Raw genomic sequence first — 16,636 nt, 5'->3', positions numbered from 1 at the left:
CGAATAACCCATATAAATGAAATTGATAGAATGTTGCTGCGTTTATATCAGGTACTACTCTACCTCATCCAACCCCTGATCTGGCTCCGCTTACTGCTGCGCAGCCGCAAAGCTCCAGCCTACCGTAAACGCTGGGCGGAACGCTATGGCTTCTGCGCCGGGAAAGTCGTGCCGGGCGGCATTATGCTGCATTCCGTCTCCGTCGGCGAAACGCTGGCGGCCATCCCGCTGGTGCGGGCGCTGCGCCATCGTTACCCCGCTTTGCCGATAACTGTGACCACAATGACCCCGACAGGTTCAGAACGCGTCCAGTCCGCTTTCGGCAAAGACGTGCATCATGTCTATCTGCCCTACGATCTGCCCGGTTCCATGAACCGCTTCCTCGACCAGGTGAATCCCAAGCTGGTGATCATCATGGAAACCGAGCTATGGCCTAACCTGATCAACGCACTGCATCAGCGGCAAATCCCCCTGGTGATCGCCAATGCGCGCCTGTCGGCGCGATCCGCCGCCGGCTATAAGAAAATTGGCGGATTCATGCGCGATATGCTGCGCCGCATTACGCTGATCGCCGCACAGAACCAGGAAGACGGCGATCGTTTTATCGAACTGGGCCTGAAACGCTCGCAGCTGGCCGTTACCGGCAGCCTGAAATTCGATATCTCCGTCACCCCGGAACTGGCCGCCCGCGCCGTTACGCTGCGCCGCCAATGGGCGCCGCGCCGCCCGGTGTGGATCGCCACCAGCACCCATGAAGGCGAAGAAACCATCTTGCTCGAAGCGCACCGCAAGCTGCTGGAAAAACACCCCGACCTGCTGCTGATCCTGGTGCCGCGCCACCCGGAACGCTTCCCGACCGCCAAGGAACTGGTACAGAAGGCCGGCTTCAGCTACACCCTGCGCAGCAGCGGCGAAATCCCGTCCGGCAGCACCCAGGTGGTGATCGGCGATACCATGGGCGAACTCATGCTGTTGTACGGCATCGCCGATCTGGCCTTTGTCGGCGGCAGCCTGGTGGAACGTGGCGGGCATAACCCGCTGGAAGCCGCCGCCCACGCCATCCCGGTGCTGATGGGCCCGCACACCTTCAACTTTAAAGACATCTGCGCCAAGCTTTCGCAGGCCGAAGGCCTGATCACCGTGACCGACGTGGATTCGCTGGTAAAGGAAGTGGAAACCCTGTTGACCGACGAAGACTACCGCCGTTACTACGGCCGCCATGCGGTGGAAGTGTTGTATCAGAATCAGGGAGCGTTGCAGCGCCTGCTGCAGCTGCTGGAACCGCACCTGCCGCCCCGGAGTCACTGAATGAGCAGCCGCAAAAGCCTGTCGGTGGTGATGATCGCCAAAAACGAAGCCGGGCTGTTGCCGGACTGCCTGCGCTCTGTCGCCTGGGCCGATGAAATCATCGTGCTGGACTCCGGCAGCGAGGACGACAGCGTCGCCGTCGCCGAAAGTCTGGGCGCCAAAGTCTTCACGCACACCGACTGGCAAGGATTCGGCAAGCAGCGCCAGCTGGCGCAAAGCTACGCCAGCCATGACTACGTATTGATGATCGACGCCGACGAACGCGTCACCCCCGAACTGCGGCAATCCATCGAGCGGGTGTTGAACGCGCCGGACGACGGCGCCGTTTACAGCTGCGCGCGGCGCAACCTGTTCCTTGGCCGCTTCATGCGCCACAGCGGCTGGTATCCCGACCGCGTCAACCGCCTGTACGCCAATTCACGCTATCGCTATAACGACGATCTGGTGCACGAGTCGCTGAACATCGGCGACGCCAAAGTGATCCCCCTCAGCGGCGATATGCTGCACCTGACCTGCCGCGACTTCTTCGCCTTTCAGCGCAAACAGCTGCGCTATGCCGAAGAATGGGCCACACAGCGCCACCGGGCCGGCAAGCGTTGCGGCTATCTGTCCATCCTGACCCACACGCTCGGCGCCTTCGTCAAAACCTGGCTGCTGCGGGCCGGCTTCCTCGACGGTAAACAGGGGTTGCTGTTAGCGGTGGTCAACGCGCAATATACCTTCAATAAATATGCCGCATTATGGGCATTGGGCCGCAACTACTCAGAGAAGTGAATCATGACCAGCAAAGCCATCTATCCCGGGACGTTCGATCCCATGACCAACGGCCACCTGGATTTAGTGACGCGCGCGTCGCTGATGTTCGATCACGTGATTCTGGCCATCGCCGCCAGCCCGAGCAAAAAGCCGCTGTTCAGCCTGGATGAGCGTGTGGCGCTGGCGACGCAGGTCACCTCGCATCTGGACAATGTGGAGGTACTGGGCTTCAGCGAGCTGATGGCGCATTTCGCCGCTCACCAGAATGCCAATATCCTGGTGCGCGGCCTGCGGGCGGTGTCTGACTTTGAGTACGAACTGCAGCTGGCGAACATGAACCGCCATTTGATGCCGACGCTGGAAAGCGTGTTCCTGATGCCTTCCGAAGAGTGGTCGTTCATCTCCTCATCACTGGTGAAGGAGGTCGCCCGCCACGGCGGCGATATCGCGCCTTTCCTGCCCGATGTGGTCACTCAGGCGCTGATGGCGAAGCTCGCCGCCGCGTGATGCTCAGCGCTGGCAGCGTCGGCAAAAGAAGGTGCTGCGCTGCCCGTGCCTGGCGGATTCAATCGGCGTGCCGCATGTGCGGCACGGTTCTCCCGCCCGTCCGTAAACCTGCAGCTCCTGCGCGAAGTACCCCGGTTTCCCGTCCGACTGCAAAAAGTCGCGCAATGTGGTGCCGCCCTGCTCGATGGAGCGTTGCAACACCGCCTTGATGGTCTTCGCCAACAGCGCCGCTTCGGCTTTGGTCAAGGATCCCGCCGGACGATCGGGCAGGATCCCGGCGCTGAACAGCGATTCACTGGCGTAAATGTTACCGACCCCGACCACCAGCTTATTATCCATCAGCCACGGTTTGATCAGCGTGCGCTTATTACGTGATTTTTCATACAGGTAGTCGCCGTTGAACGCCTCACTCAGCGGTTCCGGCCCCAGATGCGCCAACACGCTGCTGGTCGCCAGGTCTTCGCACCACAGCCAGGCGCCGAAGCGGCGCGGATCGGTATAACGCAGGATCATACCGTTGTTGATCACCAGATCGACGTGGTCGTGTTTGCCGGCTTCGTCTTCGTTTTCCTCACGCAGCATGCGCAGGCTGCCCGACATGCCCAGATGCACGATAATCCAACCGCGCTCCAGCTCAATCAGCAGGTATTTGGCCCGACGCTGCACGCTGAGCACCGGCTGATCGCTCAGCGTCAGGATCTGCTCGGAAACCGGCCAGCGCAGGCGCGCGTTGCGCACCACCGCATACTGAATGCTGTGGCCGACAAGATAAGGCTCTATACCACGTCTGCTCGTCTCAACTTCCGGTAATTCAGGCATCTGGCTTCCCCTCCGATGTTTTCTACCCTTTATAAAACAAAAAACCCGGCCAAGGCCGGGTTTTTCATTAATCCACTAAAATTATTTAATTTTAGCTTCTTTGTATACTACGTGCTGACGGACAACTGGATCGAATTTCTTCAGTTCCAATTTTTCCGGCTTAGTACGCTTGTTCTTCGTGGTGGTATAGAAGTGACCAGTACCAGCAGAAGAAACCAGCTTGATCTTCTCGCGAACACCTTTAGCCATGATTCAGTTCCTTAATACTTCTCACCACGGGCACGCAGATCGGCCAGAACCGTCTCAATACCCTTCTTATCGATAACACGCATACCTTTAGCAGATACACGCAGAGTTACAAAGCGCTTCTCAGCCTCAACCCAAAAACGGTGTGAGTGCAGGTTAGGCAGAAAACGGCGTTTGGTCGCGTTCATTGCGTGGGAACGGTTGTTACCGCTCACCGGGCGCTTGCCAGTAACTTGGCAGACTCGGGACATGTCTATTCTCCAAAAATCAAATCAGCTCGAGCTTCGTATAGGGTATGGCCGCCTCGTCAGGCTTTTAGAGCCCATCTCAGCAAACTTCATACTGAGGAGACTCTCGTCATCAGGTAGAAACCACACATCAGGTCAGAAACCTGCTGAGATAGGCTCTTGCGCCAAACCCAAGATTCTCAAAGGTGGCGTAGTATACGCTCTGAAGCGTAAGTGCTCAAGTCCCGAACAGCTAAAGATCCCACAAGGATCGCGAAAAAATCGCTTAAAGCCATCCGCGCTCGGCAAAAGAGACGCATTCACCCCGACCGATCACCAAATGATCGAGCACTCGGATCTCCAATAACTGGCAGGCTTTCACCACCTGTTCAGTTATCAAACGGTCGGCATGACTGGGTTCAGCCTTACCCGAGGGGTGATTATGCGCGAGAATCAGCGCGGCGGCATTAGCCTTCAACGCTTCACGCACAATTTCTCTCGGGTAGACGACGACGCTGCTGATGGTACCAGCAAACATCTCCTGATGGCGAATAACCCGATGCTGATTGTCTAAAAACAATACCAAAAAGACCTCTCGCTCACGATGCGCCAGCAGGCTTTGCAGATAATGCTGGGTGACGCGCGGGTTAAGCATGGCGTTTTCCTGCGAGAGATGGCTGGAAAAGAAGCGAAGCGCCAGCTCGGCAATCGCCTGCAGCTGCGTATAGCTGGCGTCGCCCAAGCCTTTTTGACTGCAAAACGCCTGATGATCGGCCGACATCAGATGGTAAAGCGAGCCGAATCGGCGCAGCAGCTGCTCCGCCAGCTGCATTACGTGCACGCCGGGCAACCCGGTGCGCAAGAAAATGGCCAACAGCTCTGCGTCGGACAGCGCCGCGGCCCCCTGCATCAACAGCTTTTCACGCGGCGCCAGCGCGCCCGGCCAGCACGCCACAGTCGGGTTGCTCATCGTGTTCCTCCCTGAAAGGGCTACAGCATGCCATGCGCCCCCCGGCGCGTTCGACAGGTGTTTGATAACATTGCGAAGTGTTTCGCAAAGCACAATGTAACGCCCTGCAGCCATTGCGGAATCGCTCACCTGAACGGCGGATATGCTAAAATGGCGCATCTTTCGGCTTTCAATCGGACAATGATGATGACGGGACTTTCCGGCAAACATATTGTGCTTGGCATCAGCGGCGGCATCGCCGCCTACAAATGCCCAGAGCTGGTGCGCCGCCTGCGCGACAGGGGCGCGGAAGTGCGCGTGGTGATGACCCACGCCGCCAAGGCGTTCATTACGCCGCTGACGCTGCAGGCCGTTTCCGGCCACCCGGTGTCCGACGATCTGTTGGATCCCGCCGCCGAAGCCGCCATGAGCCACATCGAACTCGGCAAATGGGCGGATCTGGTGATTCTGGCGCCGGCGACCGCCGATCTGCTGGCGCGCGTCGCCGCCGGCATGGCCAACGATCTGCTGACTACCGTCTGCCTGGCGACCGACGCCCCTATCGCCGCCGCCCCCGCCATGAACCAGCAGATGTATCGCGCCGCCGCCACGCAGGCCAACCTGCAAACGCTGCAGGCGCGCGGCATGCTGCTCTGGGGGCCGGACAGCGGCAGCCAGGCCTGCGGCGACGTTGGCCCGGGCCGCATGCTGGATCCGCTGGACATCGTCGAGCTGGCGAACGGTCATTTCTCCGCCCCGCAGGATCTGCAACATTTGCAGGTTATGATCACCGCCGGCCCGACGCGCGAAGCGCTGGATCCGGTACGCTTCATCAGCAATCACAGCTCCGGCAAAATGGGCTTCGCCATCGCCCGCGCCGCCGCCGCCCGCGGCGCGCAGGTGACGCTGATCGCCGGGCCGGTGAGCCTGCCGACGCCGCCGAAGGTCACACGCGTGGACGTCACCAGCGCGCTGGAGATGGAACAGGCGGTGCAACAGCGCGCCGCTCAGCAGCAGATTTTCATCTCCTGCGCCGCCGTAGCCGACTACCGTCCCGAGCGGATCGCCGATGAAAAAATAAAAAAACAGGGTGATGAAATCGTCCTCAAGATGGTAAAAAACCCCGATATCGTCGCCGGCGTGGCGGCGATGACCAAAAATCGACCGTTTGTCGTGGGGTTTGCCGCCGAAACCCAGAATGTGGAAGAATACGCGCGGCAAAAACTGGCGCGTAAGAAGCTGGATTTGATTTGCGCTAACGATGTATCGCTTGCAGAGCACGGGTTCAACAGCGACACCAATGCCCTGCACCTTTTTTGGCAGGATGGAGAGAAACGCCTGGCGCAGAGCGACAAGGCACTCCTTGGCCAACGTTTAATAGACGAGATAGTCAGCCGTTATGATGAAAAAAATCGACGTTAAGATCCTCGACCCGCGCATCGGTCAGGATTTCCCGCTACCGACCTACGCCACTCCGGGCTCCGCCGGTCTCGACCTGCGCGCCTGCCTGGACAGCGCGGTGGAGCTGGCGCCGGGTGAAACCACGCTGCTGCCTACCGGTCTCGCGATCCATATCGCCGACGCCGGCCTGGCGGCGGTGATCCTGCCGCGCTCAGGCCTGGGCCATAAGCACGGCGTCGTGCTGGGCAATCTGGTCGGCCTGATCGACTCCGATTATCAGGGCCAGCTGATGGTGTCGGTCTGGAACCGCGGCCAGAAGTCATTCACTATCGAACCGGGCGAACGCATCGCGCAGATGGTCTTCGTGCCGGTGGTGCAGGCCGAGTTCAACCTGGTGGAAGAGTTCGACAGCAGCGAGCGCGGCGAAGGCGGCTTCGGCCACTCGGGGCGCCACTAAGCGCCACCCAATGCACGATGGCCGGCAGGGAAACGTCGCCTGAACCTTGCCTTTCCGGGGAGAAGGATGTCTCTGCGGCAAGGTTTTACCGCGACAATTGCAGCGCACACCAGGCAGCGCGGAAAAAGGCCGTTAAGGCCGCTGACCCCAGCATCGTAAAAAAGCTATCACATAAGCCGCACAGAGCCTGCTCTGCAGCGGCCGGTGCCCGGGTTTCCGTCAGTTAAGTTTTAGCAAGGGTCTAATCAGACATGGCAGAAAAAGAAAATACGAAAAGGAATCGGCGCGAGGAAATATTGCAGGCGTTAGCCCAGATGCTGGAATCCAGCGACGGCAGCCAGCGCATTACCACCGCCAAGCTCGCCGCGAACGTGGGTGTTTCTGAAGCTGCGCTGTACCGGCATTTCCCCAGCAAGACACGGATGTTCGACAGTCTGATCGAGTTTATCGAAGACAGCCTGATCACCCGCATCAACCTGATCTTGCAGGACGAGAAAGAGACGTTTAATCGTCTGCGCCTGATTTTACTGCTGATTCTGGGCTTTGCGGAACGCAACCCGGGGCTGACGCGCATCATGACCGGCCACGCGCTGATGTTTGAACAGGATCGCCTGCAGGGCCGCATCAACCAGCTGTTCGAACGCATCGAGGCGCAGCTGCGTCAGGTGCTGAAAGAGCGCAAATTGCGCGAAGGCAAAGGCTTTATCGTCGATGAAACGCTGCTGGCGAGCCAGCTGCTGGCCTTCTGCGAAGGCATGTTGTCGCGCTATGTGCGTTCGGAATTCCGCTATCGCCCAACGCAGGAATTCGACGCCCGCTGGCCGCTGTTGGCGGCCCAGCTGCAATAAAGATAACGCCGGGCATGCCCGGCGTTTTTACTTATATCCCGTACTGCTCGCGGTAAGCGCGCACCGCCGCCAGGTGATCCGCCATTTCCGGTTTCTCTTCCAGATAGGCGATCAGATCCTTCAGCGTCACGATCGAAATCACCTTGCAGTGGTAGTCGCGTTCCACTTCCTGAATGGCGGAGATGTCCGCGCGGCCGCGTTCCTGGCGGTCGAGGGAGATCAGCACGCCCGCCAACGAAGCGCCGCTGGCGCCGATGATTTCCATCGACTCACGGATCGCGGTACCGGCGGTGATCACATCGTCCACCAGCATCACGCGGCCCTGCAGCGGGCTGCCCACCAGCGAACCGCCCTCGCCGTGGGTCTTGGCTTCCTTGCGGTTAAAGCAGTAAGGCACGTCGCGCTCATGGTGTTCCGCCAGCGCAACCGCCGTGGTGGTGGCGATAGGAATGCCTTTATAGGCCGGGCCAAACAGCAGATCGAAATCGATGCCGGAATCCATCAGGGCTTCGGCATAGAAGCGCCCCAACAGCGCAAGATCGCGCCCGGTATTAAACAGGCCGGCGTTGAAGAAATACGGGCTGGTGCGGCCGGATTTCAGGGTGAACTCGCCGAATTTCAATACCTGCTTGTTAAGCGCGAACTCGATAAACTGGCGCTGATAGGCTTTCATTACTGCTTCTCCTCGTCTGAATCTGCTTGGGTCTTGTCATTACTGCCGCCCGATCGGCGGGCATAAAAAAGGCGACTTCTCAGTCGCCTTGAAAAATTAGTCCGCCAGCGCCGCTTTCTGCGCCTGGAAGATGGTTTCGATGCCCCCTCGGGCCAGCGCCAATAGCGCCAACAGCTCATCGTGGCTGAACGGCTCGCCTTCGGCGGTGCCCTGCACTTCAATCATGCGGCCGTCTTCCATCATCACCACGTTCATGTCGGTTTCCGCCGCGGAATCTTCCACATACTCCAGATCGCACAGCGCTTCGCCGTTGACGATGCCGACGGAAACCGCCGCCACCATGCCCTTCATCGGATTGGCTTTCAGCTTACCGTTGGCCACCAGGGTGTTCAGCGCATCGGCCAGCGCCACGCAGGCGCCGGAGATGGAAGCGGTGCGGGTACCGCCATCGGCCTGCAGTACGTCGCAATCGAGAGTGATGGTGAATTCACCGAGCTTTTTCAGATCCACCGCGGCGCGCAGCGAACGGGCGATCAGGCGCTGGATTTCCAGCGTGCGGCCACCCTGTTTGCCTTTGGCGGCTTCACGGGCGTTGCGGCTGTGGGTGGAGCGCGGCAGCATGCCGTACTCGGCGGTGATCCAACCTTGCCCCTGGCCTTTCAGGAAGCGCGGAACGCCCTCTTCTACCGTGGCGGTGCACAAGACTTTGGTATCGCCAAACTCAACCAGCACTGAACCTTCAGCGTGTTTGGTATAGTGACGGGTCAGTGTCAGGGGGCGAACTTGCTGTGGTGCTCTGCCTGCAGGACGCATGGGCTCTCTCCGGCTTCAAATCAACTATTGGCTGCGCATTATACGGGCTTCGTGACGTAATGCCTATCCTGCCCGCAGCCGCGACGCTATAATCGCCCCATCTTTTCCTATTACGGGTACGCATCAATGATCCGCAGCATGACCGCCTACGCCCGGCGTGAAATCAAGGGTGAATGGGGCAGCGCAGCCTGGGAGCTGCGTTCCGTTAACCAGCGCTACTTAGAAACCTACATCCGCCTGCCGGAACAATTCCGCAGCCTGGAGCCGGTGATCCGTGAACGTATCCGTGGCCGCCTGACCCGCGGCAAAGTCGAATGCAACCTGCGTTTTGAACTGGATCCAAGCGCGCAAAGCTCGCTGATCCTGAACGAAAAACTGGCCAAACAGCTGGTCGAAGCCGCCAACTGGGTGAAAATGCAGAGCGACGAAGGGGAAATCAACCCGATCGACGTGCTGCGCTGGCCGGGCGTGATGTCCGCGCAGGAGCAGGATCTGGACGCCATCAGCGCCGAGCTGATGCAAGCGCTGGACGGCGCGCTGGATGACTTTATCGTCGCACGCGAAAGCGAAGGCGCCGCGCTGAAAACGCTGATCGAACAGCGCCTCGACGGCGTCAGCGCCGAAGTGGTCAAAGTGCGCGCCCAGATGCCGAACATCCTGCAATGGCAGCGCGAGCGCCTGGTCAGCAAGCTGGAAGAGGCGCAGGTGCAGCTGGAAAACACTCGCCTGGAGCAAGAGCTGGTGCTGATGGCGCAGCGCATCGACGTCGCCGAAGAGCTGGACCGCCTGGAAGCGCACGTGAAAGAGACGCACAACATCCTGAAGAAGAAAGAAGCCGTCGGCCGCCGCCTCGACTTTATGATGCAGGAGTTCAACCGCGAATCGAACACCCTGGCCTCCAAGTCAATCAATGCCGACGTCACCGCCTCCGCCATCGAGCTGAAGGTGCTGATCGAACAGATGCGCGAGCAGATCCAGAACATCGAGTGATCCGCTCCGCACGCCATCAAGCCCGCGCCACGCGGGCTTTTTTATGGCTATAGATCAGCGATAGGCGGCCGCCTGTTCCTCACCGATCAACCCCATTGTCTGCAGTTGCACCGCAATGCTCCAGGTTGAACGCTCGAACTCATCGCTCAGCGCCTCCAGCGTCGCCCCGGCCGCATGGCTCTCACGCAGCCGCAGTTTTTCTTCTTCCGGCCAAGGGAAGTAGGCATTGGCCGGCCGGCCCTCGGCCAGATTCTTCTGCCGCTTTTCTTCCGGCGTCAGTCTGGCTTTTTTCTGCAGTTCAGATTCACCGTCAAACTCGTCGGCCAACGCGAACAGCAGGCGGATAGCCTCCGGCGCACAGGCCGCTGAAGCCGGTCTCAACAGCTCGCCGGTGTCGGGATTAACGCCGTTGGCCAGCGCCCTGAGCAACGTGCCGATATTCATCGTTCGTCTCCTTGTTCGATAAAATGCGCGCCGATCGCGACCGGCGCCTTGTCCAAACATGTTTCTCTTCCTCAGCCAAGAAAGCCACGCTTTGCGCCATGAAAAATCGCCCATTGCGAGCCAGATTCCAGGTGCCTGAACGTGCGGGACGGTGGTTGCATCAGGCTGCGAGCCGACAGGCATCATGGAAGACGGTTCACTAAGGAACGTCGGGGGCTTATGAAAAACTGCCGAGCAGCGCGTGCGGATGACAATCGGCAAGATATCCCGCAGGCCATAAGTATTTTGTTCTAATTATCACGCAAGGTAATGAAAGGACGGCGATGCTGTGGCTAAATGTGTTTTTTTCCTGCCCGTGAACCGTACGGACCGTTTATGCCACAAACTCTGCAATTTATTATGGCCCTGGTGGTGATCATCGCCCTGGCGCTGCTGGTCAGCAATAATCGCAAGAAAATCCGCCTGCGCTATATCATCCAGCTGTTGGTGATCGAAGGCGCGCTGGCCTATTTCTTCCTGCACTCCGCCAGCGGGCTCAGCGTGATCAAACACGTCGCCGGCTTCTTCGACACCCTGCTCGCCTACGCCGCACAAGGGTCGGAGTTCGTGTTCGGCGGCATGAGCAAAGATGGCCTGGCGTTTATCTTCCTCGGCGTTTTGTGCCCTATCATCTTTATTTCCGCCCTGATCGGCATTTTGCAGCATTTCCGCATCCTGCCGCTGATCATCCGCCTGGTGGGCACCCTGCTGTCCAAGGTCAACGGCATGGGCAAGCTGGAATCGTTCAACGCCGTCAGCACGCTGGTGCTGGGGCAGTCGGAGAACTTCATCGCCTACAAGGGCATCATCGGCGACATCTCGCCACGCCGCATGTACACCATGGCCGCGACCGCCATGTCGACGGTATCGCTCTCCATCGTCGGCGCCTACATGTCGATGATCGACGCGCAGTACGTGGTGGCGGCGTTGATCCTTAATATGTTCAGCACCTTCATCATCCTGTCGATCATCAACCCGTATCAGGTCGAAGACGAGCCGGAGCTGAAGCTGAACAAGCTGCACGAAGATCAGAGCTTCTTCGAAATGTTGGGCGAGTACATTCTGGCCGGCTTCAAAATTGCGATGATCATCGCGGCGATGCTGATCGGCTTTATCGCGCTGATCTCCGCCGTCAATGCGCTGTTCTCGGCGGTGCTCGGCATCAGCTTCCAGCAAATCCTCGGCTACGTGTTCTATCCGCTGGCCTGGCTGATCGGCATCCCGGCGGAAGAGGCCCTGAAGGCGGGCAGCATCATGGCGACCAAACTGGTGGCCAACGAATTCGTGGCGATGATTGAGCTGAAGAAAATCGCGGCGGAGCTGTCGCCGCGCGGGCTGGGCATTCTGTCGGTGTTCCTGGTGTCGTTCGCCAACTTCGCCTCCATCGGCATCGTCGCCGGCGCCATCAAGGGGCTGAATGAGCAGCAAGGCAACGTGGTTTCCCGTTTTGGCCTGAAGCTGGTTTACGGCTCGACGCTGGTGAGCCTGTTGTCGGCGGCCATCGCCGGCCTGGTGCTGTAATCCCCACTCCCGGCCGCAGGGCCGGGAGTTCGCTTTAAAACGCCACGCACACCGGCGCATCCACCCGCATTACCGAATCCTGCGCAAACTGCTGCTTATAGCCGCTGCGCAGCGCCTCGATATTCGCCTCGCTCTCTTTGCCCGGCGCATGGATCAACAGCAGCGCCTTGCTGTTCTCGCGCGCCAGCTTGCCGTCGTGACCCAGCCACTGCCCTTTGGCATCAAACACCGTCAGCCCGTCTTTAAAACGCGGCGTCACCTGGCTATCGACGAAGGTTTGCCACTCGGCGGCGGTGATCGCCGGCCCCGCCGGCCGGTTCAGGCCGAAGTAGAGCGTTGTCTGCACCAGCGGATCGCCGATGCGACAAGTCGGGGCGGGGGAAACAGCCTGGTGGCCTGGCGCCACGCAGCCACTCAGCAGCAGGGCGGCCACCATGGCGCCGGCGGCCAGTCTCGGGGAGTTTTTCATCTGCAGTCTCGATTTTTCGGTTGAAGGATTCGCTGCAAAAGTCATAGTCAGCGATGGAAATTAGCGCGAAATTTCTAATGCTTTCATTAACAACCAGATGTTAAAAAAGGCTGGTTATCGGCAATAAAAATGGAGTTTGGATTAGCCATATTAATCCGAAGCGCCATCGGTGAAAAAAACTCAGTGGCGCGCGTCCTCGGCGGCGATTACCCTGCCGGCCATCATTCTGACGCAATTACGCTGTGAACCCCTTATGTTACTGAGCATCCTTTATATCATCGGCATCACCGCCGAAGCCATGACCGGCGCGCTGGCGGCCGGCCGCCGCCAAATGGACATGTTCGGCGTGATCATCATCGCCTCTGTCACCGCAATCGGCGGCGGGTCGGTGCGCGATATGTTGCTCGGGCATTTTCCGTTGGGCTGGGTCAAACACCCGGAATACATCGTCATCGTCGCGATAGCGGCGATCGTCACCACCTGGGTGGCTCCTCTGATGCGCCATCTGCGCCGCCTGTTCCTGGTGCTCGACGCCGTCGGCCTGATCGTCTTCTCCATCATCGGCGCGCAGGTGGCCCTGGATATGGGGCACAGCGCCATTATCGCCGCCATCGCCGCGGTGATCACCGGCGTCTTTGGCGGGGTGCTGCGCGATATGTTCTGCAACCGCATCCCGCTGGTTTTCCAGAAGGAGATCTACGCCGGCATCTCCTTCAGCGCCGCCTGGCTGTATATCGGCCTGCAGCACCTTAGCCTGCCGCACAATCTGGTGGTGATCCTCACCTTGGTCGCCGGCCTGAGCGCGCGTCTTATCGCCCTGCGCTTCCGCCTCGGCCTGCCGGTGTTCAACTACCAGCATCCGGATCACTGATCTCGGGGCGGCAACGCGCCGCCGCCGAGGCCAAAACTGCAAAAATGTCGCCCTTCGACGCGCAAATTCGCCCTTTCGGCGCTTTTTCCACGCAAAGCCGCGGGCAAAATGCGAGCTAACGCTGCACCCGGCGCGTTAGCCGTGTATACTGTGCGGAGAAAATACACATCCGCTGTTTTTGGCATATCAACCGTTATCAACGAACATCATCATGGCTCAAGGCACGCTTTATATTGTCTCTGCTCCCAGTGGCGCAGGTAAATCAAGTCTGATTCAGGCTTTGTTAAAGACGCAACCGCTGTACGACACGCAGGTTTCGGTTTCGCACACCACGCGCGACAGTCGCCCGGGTGAAAATCACGGCGAGCACTATTTCTTCGTCTCGAAAGACGAATTCCGCCGGATGATCGAGCAGGACGCGTTTCTTGAGCACGCCGAAGTGTTCGGCAACTATTACGGCACCTCGCGCGCCGCCATCGAACAAGTCTTGTCGACCGGCGTGGATGTGTTTCTGGATATCGACTGGCAGGGCGCGCAGCAAATCCGCGCCAAAATGCCGCAGGCGCGCAGCATCTTCATTCTGCCGCCGTCGAAGGAAGAACTGGGCCGCCGCCTGCGTGGGCGCGGGCAGGATTCCGAAGAGGTGATCGCCAAACGCATGGCTCAGGCCGTGGCGGAAATGACGCATTACGCGGAGTACGATTACCTGATCGTGAACGATGATTTCGATCTGGCGCTGTCCGATCTGAAGACCATCATTCGCGCCGAACGCCTGCGTTTGGGCCGCCAGTTGCTGCGGCATGACGCTTTAATCAGCAAACTATTGGCAGACTGAAGGCAGTTTCAGTATCATGCCCAGTCTTTTCGTCACCTGTGGAGTAGCACAAATATGGCACGCGTAACTGTTCAAGACGCTGTAGAGAAAATTGGTAACCGTTTTGACCTGGTGTTGGTCGCTGCTCGTCGGGCGCGTCAGATCCAGACCGGCGGCAAAGATGCACTGGTTCCGGAAGAGAACGACAAGTACACCGTTATCGCCCTGCGCGAAATCGAAGAAGGCCTGATCACCAGCCAGATCCTCGACGTGCGTGAGCGCCAGGAACAGCAAGAGCAGGAAGCCGCAGAGATTCAAGCGGTTACCGCGATTGCTGAAGGTCGTCGTTAATTAGACTGCGAGTCCGCCTTGTACCTGTTTGAAAGCCTGAATCTGCTGATTCAACGTTACCTGCCCGAGGAGCAGATTAAGCGCCTCAAACAGGCATACCTCGTCGCGCGCGACGCGCACGAGGGCCAGACACGCTCCAGCGGTGAGCCCTACATTACTCACCCGGTCGCCGTGGCCTGCATCCTGGCGGAAATGCGTCTCGATCACGAGACGCTGATGGCGGCGTTGCTGCACGACGTCATCGAAGACACCCCAGCCACCTATCAAGATATGGAACAGCTGTTCGGCAAGAGCGTCGCCGAACTGGTTGAGGGCGTCTCCAAGCTCGACAAGCTGAAGTTCCAGGACAAGAAAGAAGCGCAGGCGGAAAACTTCCGCAAGATGATCATGGCGATGGTGCAGGATATCCGCGTCGTGCTGATCAAGCTGGCCGACCGTACGCACAACATGCGCACCCTCGGTTCGCTGCGCCCCGACAAACGCCGGCGCATCGCGCGTGAAACCCTGGAAATCTACAGCCCCCTCGCCCACCGTCTGGGTATTCATCACCTGAAAACCGAGCTGGAAGAGCTGGGCTTCGAGGCGCTGTACCCGAACCGTTATCGCGTGATCAAGGAAGTGGTGAAAGCCGCGCGCGGCAACCGCAAAGAGATGATTCAAAAAATCCTCTCCGAGATCGAAGGGCGGCTGACCGAGGCCGGCATCGCCTGCCGTGTCAGCGGGCGGGAAAAACACCTCTACTCCATCTACCTCAAGATGCACCTGAAAGAACAGCGTTTCCATTCCATCATGGATATCTACGCATTCCGGGTGATCGTAAAAGAGGTCGATACCTGCTACCGCGTGCTCGGCCAGGTGCACAGCCTGTATAAACCGCGCCCGGGGCGGGTCAAAGATTACATCGCCATTCCCAAGGCCAACGGCTACCAATCGCTCCATACCTCGCTGATTGGCCCGCACGGCGTGCCGGTCGAAGTGCAAATCCGCACCGAAGACATGGATCAGATGGCTGAGATGGGGGTGGCCGCGCACTGGGCTTACAAAGAAAGAGAACAGGGCGAAACCGGCACCACGGCGCAGATCCGCGCCCAACGCTGGATGCAAAGCCTGCTGGAACTGCAGCAAAGCGCCGGCAGTTCGTTTGAATTTATCGAGAGCGTTAAATCCGATCTGTTCCCGGATGAGATTTACGTTTTCACCCCGGAAGGCCGCATCGTCGAGCTGCCCGCCGGCGCCACGCCTGTCGACTTCGCCTATGCGGTGCATACCGATATCGGCCATGCCTGCGTCGGCGCGCGCGTCGATCGTCAGCCATACCCGCTGTCGCAGTCGCTGACCAGCGGCCAGACCGTCGAGATCATCACCGCGCCGGGCGCACGGCCCAACGCCGCCTGGCTGAACTTCGTGGTCAGCTCGAAAGCGCGCGCCAAGATTCGCCAGATGTTGAAGAACCTCAAGCGCGACGACTCCGTCGGCCTCGGCCGCCGTCTGCTCAACCATGCGTTGGGCGGCAGCCGCAAGCTGGCCGAAATCCCGCAGGAAAACATTCAGCACGAGCTGGACCGCATGAAGCTGGCGACGCTGGACGATCTGCTGGCGGAAATCGGCCTCGGCAACGCCATGAGCGTAGTGGTGGCCAAGAACCTGCAGGGCGATCAGTCCAGCCTGGGCTCCACCTCCGGCGTGCGCAACCTGGCCATCAAGGGCGCCGACGGCGTGTTGATCACCTTCGCCAAGTGCTGCCGTCCGATTCCGGGCGACCCGATTATCGCTCACGTCAGCCCGGGCAAAGGGCTGGTGATCCACCATGAATCCTGCCGCAATATTCGCGGCTATCAGAAAGAGCCTGAGAAGTTCATGGCGGTCGAGTGGGATAAAGAGACCGAGCAGGAGTTCATCGCCGAGATCAAGGTGGATATGTTTAACCACCAGGGCGCGCTGGCCAACCTGACGGCGGCAATCAACGCGGCCGAATCCAATATTCAGAGCCTGAACACCGAAGAGAAAGACGGTCGGGTTTATAGCGCCTTTATCCGCTTGACCACCCGCGATCGCATCCATTTGGCAAACATTATGCGTAAAATCCGTATCATGCCGGATGTGATCAAAGTTAACCGCAACCGAAACTAGCGC

At 59.2% G+C, this 16,636-nt stretch carries 20 protein-coding genes; 12 read left to right on the top strand and 8 right to left on the bottom strand.

Going from position 1 to position 16,636, the window contains the following annotated elements; translation table 11 throughout:
• Positions 1-30 precede the first annotated feature (30 nt).
• From waaA to coaD, 3 genes are read left to right on the top strand one after another with little or no spacing between them, the layout of a single operon-like run.
• Positions 31-1,308 carry a lipid IV(A) 3-deoxy-D-manno-octulosonic acid transferase gene (waaA, locus tag H7A77_RS16270; RefSeq protein ID WP_019452200.1) on the top strand — a complete coding sequence of 426 codons (1,278 nt, stop codon included), beginning with the start codon at positions 31-33 and terminating at the stop codon, positions 1,306-1,308.
• Positions 1,309-2,082: a glycosyltransferase family 2 protein gene (locus H7A77_RS16265; RefSeq protein ID WP_033645184.1), complete on the top strand. Its 774-nt coding sequence runs from the start codon at positions 1,309-1,311 to the stop codon at positions 2,080-2,082. It begins immediately after the preceding gene.
• A 3-nt stretch (positions 2,083-2,085) separates the two neighbouring features.
• Positions 2,086-2,571, top strand: coding sequence for a pantetheine-phosphate adenylyltransferase (gene coaD / locus H7A77_RS16260; protein ID WP_033645183.1), 486 nt, complete (start codon positions 2,086-2,088; stop codon positions 2,569-2,571).
• 3 nt (positions 2,572-2,574) lie between these two features.
• Here the strand turns inward: coaD and mutM are convergent, their stop codons facing one another.
• From mutM to radC, 4 genes are all read right to left on the bottom strand, one after another.
• The gene (gene mutM / locus H7A77_RS16255; protein ID WP_042785589.1) at positions 2,575-3,390 is read right to left on the bottom strand and encodes a bifunctional DNA-formamidopyrimidine glycosylase/DNA-(apurinic or apyrimidinic site) lyase; all 816 of its coding nucleotides are present in this window, start codon (positions 3,388-3,390) and stop codon (positions 2,575-2,577) included.
• Positions 3,391-3,471: 81 nt separating this feature from the next.
• The gene (gene rpmG, locus H7A77_RS16250; RefSeq protein ID WP_002442576.1) at positions 3,472-3,639 is read right to left on the bottom strand and encodes a 50S ribosomal protein L33; all 168 of its coding nucleotides are present in this window, start codon (positions 3,637-3,639) and stop codon (positions 3,472-3,474) included.
• Positions 3,640-3,650: 11 nt separating this feature from the next.
• Positions 3,651-3,887, bottom strand: coding sequence for a 50S ribosomal protein L28 (gene rpmB / locus H7A77_RS16245; RefSeq protein WP_004931195.1), 237 nt, complete (start codon positions 3,885-3,887; stop codon positions 3,651-3,653).
• Positions 3,888-4,149: 262 nt separating this feature from the next.
• A complete protein-coding gene (gene radC, locus H7A77_RS16240; RefSeq protein WP_016929682.1) occupies positions 4,150-4,833 on the bottom strand; it encodes a DNA repair protein RadC in 684 nt (227 codons plus the stop codon).
• 183 nt (positions 4,834-5,016) lie between these two features.
• Here radC and coaBC point away from each other — a divergent pair, with 183 nt between their 5' ends.
• The 3 genes from coaBC to slmA all read left to right on the top strand — a co-directional run bounded on the left by coaBC (position 5,017) and on the right by slmA (position 7,518).
• Entirely contained in the window at positions 5,017-6,234 is a 1,218-nt protein-coding gene (coaBC, locus tag H7A77_RS16235) for a bifunctional phosphopantothenoylcysteine decarboxylase/phosphopantothenate--cysteine ligase CoaBC (RefSeq protein ID WP_182074414.1), read from the top strand.
• Positions 6,212-6,670: a dUTP diphosphatase gene (dut, locus tag H7A77_RS16230; protein ID WP_033652257.1), complete on the top strand. Its 459-nt coding sequence runs from the start codon at positions 6,212-6,214 to the stop codon at positions 6,668-6,670. Before coaBC ends, dut begins: the two co-directional genes overlap by 23 nt.
• A 251-nt stretch (positions 6,671-6,921) precedes the next feature.
• Entirely contained in the window at positions 6,922-7,518 is a 597-nt protein-coding gene (slmA, locus tag H7A77_RS16225) for a nucleoid occlusion factor SlmA (RefSeq protein WP_025304700.1), read from the top strand.
• A 31-nt stretch (positions 7,519-7,549) separates the two neighbouring features.
• On the opposite strand, the gene pyrE is transcribed toward slmA, so the two are convergent.
• Both pyrE and rph read right to left on the bottom strand, forming a co-directional pair.
• Positions 7,550-8,191, bottom strand: a complete 642-nt coding sequence (pyrE, locus tag H7A77_RS16220; protein WP_042785593.1) for an orotate phosphoribosyltransferase — start codon at positions 8,189-8,191, stop codon at positions 7,550-7,552.
• Between the two features lie 96 nt (positions 8,192-8,287).
• A complete protein-coding gene (gene rph, locus H7A77_RS16215) occupies positions 8,288-9,004 on the bottom strand; it encodes a ribonuclease PH (protein WP_025160305.1) in 717 nt (238 codons plus the stop codon).
• Positions 9,005-9,130: 126 nt separating this feature from the next.
• Here rph and H7A77_RS16210 point away from each other — a divergent pair, with 126 nt between their 5' ends.
• The gene (locus H7A77_RS16210; RefSeq protein WP_015379441.1) at positions 9,131-9,994 is read left to right on the top strand and encodes a YicC/YloC family endoribonuclease; all 864 of its coding nucleotides are present in this window, start codon (positions 9,131-9,133) and stop codon (positions 9,992-9,994) included.
• A 54-nt stretch (positions 9,995-10,048) separates the two neighbouring features.
• Here H7A77_RS16210 and H7A77_RS16205 read toward each other — a convergent pair whose 3' ends face one another.
• Positions 10,049-10,438 (bottom strand): hypothetical protein, encoded by a 390-nt coding sequence (locus tag H7A77_RS16205; protein WP_033652260.1) that lies wholly within the window; start codon positions 10,436-10,438, stop codon positions 10,049-10,051.
• A gap of 375 nt (positions 10,439-10,813) precedes the next feature.
• Here H7A77_RS16205 and H7A77_RS16200 point away from each other — a divergent pair, with 375 nt between their 5' ends.
• Positions 10,814-11,998 (top strand): NupC/NupG family nucleoside CNT transporter, encoded by a 1,185-nt coding sequence (locus H7A77_RS16200; protein WP_182074413.1) that lies wholly within the window; start codon positions 10,814-10,816, stop codon positions 11,996-11,998.
• A gap of 34 nt (positions 11,999-12,032) precedes the next feature.
• Here the strand turns inward: H7A77_RS16200 and H7A77_RS16195 are convergent, their stop codons facing one another.
• Positions 12,033-12,467 carry a DUF3574 domain-containing protein gene (locus H7A77_RS16195; RefSeq protein ID WP_042785595.1) on the bottom strand — a complete coding sequence of 145 codons (435 nt, stop codon included), beginning with the start codon at positions 12,465-12,467 and terminating at the stop codon, positions 12,033-12,035.
• Between the two features lie 253 nt (positions 12,468-12,720).
• On the opposite strand from H7A77_RS16195, the gene H7A77_RS16190 reads away from it, so the two are divergent.
• The 4 genes from H7A77_RS16190 (at position 12,721) to spoT (ending at position 16,633) form a co-directional block, all read left to right on the top strand.
• On the top strand, positions 12,721-13,338 hold the full coding sequence (locus H7A77_RS16190) for a trimeric intracellular cation channel family protein (protein WP_025304704.1): 618 nt from the start codon (positions 12,721-12,723) through the stop codon (positions 13,336-13,338).
• Positions 13,339-13,549: 211 nt separating this feature from the next.
• Complete coding sequence (gene gmk / locus H7A77_RS16185; RefSeq protein WP_033636481.1) at positions 13,550-14,173, top strand: guanylate kinase; 624 nt, start codon at positions 13,550-13,552, stop codon at positions 14,171-14,173.
• Positions 14,174-14,227: 54 nt separating this feature from the next.
• A complete protein-coding gene (gene rpoZ / locus H7A77_RS16180) occupies positions 14,228-14,503 on the top strand; it encodes a DNA-directed RNA polymerase subunit omega (RefSeq protein ID WP_004931221.1) in 276 nt (91 codons plus the stop codon).
• 18 nt (positions 14,504-14,521) lie between these two features.
• Entirely contained in the window at positions 14,522-16,633 is a 2,112-nt protein-coding gene (gene spoT / locus H7A77_RS16175) for a bifunctional GTP diphosphokinase/guanosine-3',5'-bis pyrophosphate 3'-pyrophosphohydrolase (RefSeq protein ID WP_048326716.1), read from the top strand.
• Positions 16,634-16,636: the final 3 nt, after the last annotated feature.

The organism is Serratia sp. ME47 (genome assembly GCF_903970925.1).
Classification (GTDB): Bacteria; Pseudomonadota; Gammaproteobacteria; order Enterobacterales; family Enterobacteriaceae; genus Serratia; species Serratia ureilytica.
The sequence above is the reverse complement of the archived record's forward strand: the minus strand, read 5'-3'. Positions and strand labels throughout refer to the sequence as shown.

Excerpts from the sequence above, each read along its gene's own strand:
- waaA (WP_019452200.1), top strand. The coding sequence starts at position 31 with ATGTTGCTGCGTTTATATCAGGTACTACTCTACCTCATCCAACCCCTG.
- H7A77_RS16265 (WP_033645184.1), top strand. The coding sequence starts at position 1,309 with ATGAGCAGCCGCAAAAGCCTGTCGGTGGTGATGATCGCCAAAAACGAA.
- coaD (WP_033645183.1), top strand. The coding sequence starts at position 2,086 with ATGACCAGCAAAGCCATCTATCCCGGGACGTTCGATCCCATGACCAAC.
- mutM (WP_042785589.1), bottom strand. The coding sequence starts at position 3,390 with ATGCCTGAATTACCGGAAGTTGAGACGAGCAGACGTGGTATAGAGCCT.
- rpmG (WP_002442576.1), bottom strand. The coding sequence starts at position 3,639 with ATGGCTAAAGGTGTTCGCGAGAAGATCAAGCTGGTTTCTTCTGCTGGT.
- rpmB (WP_004931195.1), bottom strand. The coding sequence starts at position 3,887 with ATGTCCCGAGTCTGCCAAGTTACTGGCAAGCGCCCGGTGAGCGGTAAC.
- radC (WP_016929682.1), bottom strand. The coding sequence starts at position 4,833 with ATGAGCAACCCGACTGTGGCGTGCTGGCCGGGCGCGCTGGCGCCGCGT.
- coaBC (WP_182074414.1), top strand. The coding sequence starts at position 5,017 with ATGATGACGGGACTTTCCGGCAAACATATTGTGCTTGGCATCAGCGGC.
- dut (WP_033652257.1), top strand. The coding sequence starts at position 6,212 with ATGATGAAAAAAATCGACGTTAAGATCCTCGACCCGCGCATCGGTCAG.
- slmA (WP_025304700.1), top strand. The coding sequence starts at position 6,922 with ATGGCAGAAAAAGAAAATACGAAAAGGAATCGGCGCGAGGAAATATTG.
- pyrE (WP_042785593.1), bottom strand. The coding sequence starts at position 8,191 with ATGAAAGCCTATCAGCGCCAGTTTATCGAGTTCGCGCTTAACAAGCAG.
- rph (WP_025160305.1), bottom strand. The coding sequence starts at position 9,004 with ATGCGTCCTGCAGGCAGAGCACCACAGCAAGTTCGCCCCCTGACACTG.
- H7A77_RS16210 (WP_015379441.1), top strand. The coding sequence starts at position 9,131 with ATGATCCGCAGCATGACCGCCTACGCCCGGCGTGAAATCAAGGGTGAA.
- H7A77_RS16205 (WP_033652260.1), bottom strand. The coding sequence starts at position 10,438 with ATGAATATCGGCACGTTGCTCAGGGCGCTGGCCAACGGCGTTAATCCC.
- H7A77_RS16200 (WP_182074413.1), top strand. The coding sequence starts at position 10,814 with ATGCCACAAACTCTGCAATTTATTATGGCCCTGGTGGTGATCATCGCC.
- H7A77_RS16195 (WP_042785595.1), bottom strand. The coding sequence starts at position 12,467 with ATGAAAAACTCCCCGAGACTGGCCGCCGGCGCCATGGTGGCCGCCCTG.
- H7A77_RS16190 (WP_025304704.1), top strand. The coding sequence starts at position 12,721 with ATGTTACTGAGCATCCTTTATATCATCGGCATCACCGCCGAAGCCATG.
- gmk (WP_033636481.1), top strand. The coding sequence starts at position 13,550 with ATGGCTCAAGGCACGCTTTATATTGTCTCTGCTCCCAGTGGCGCAGGT.
- rpoZ (WP_004931221.1), top strand. The coding sequence starts at position 14,228 with ATGGCACGCGTAACTGTTCAAGACGCTGTAGAGAAAATTGGTAACCGT.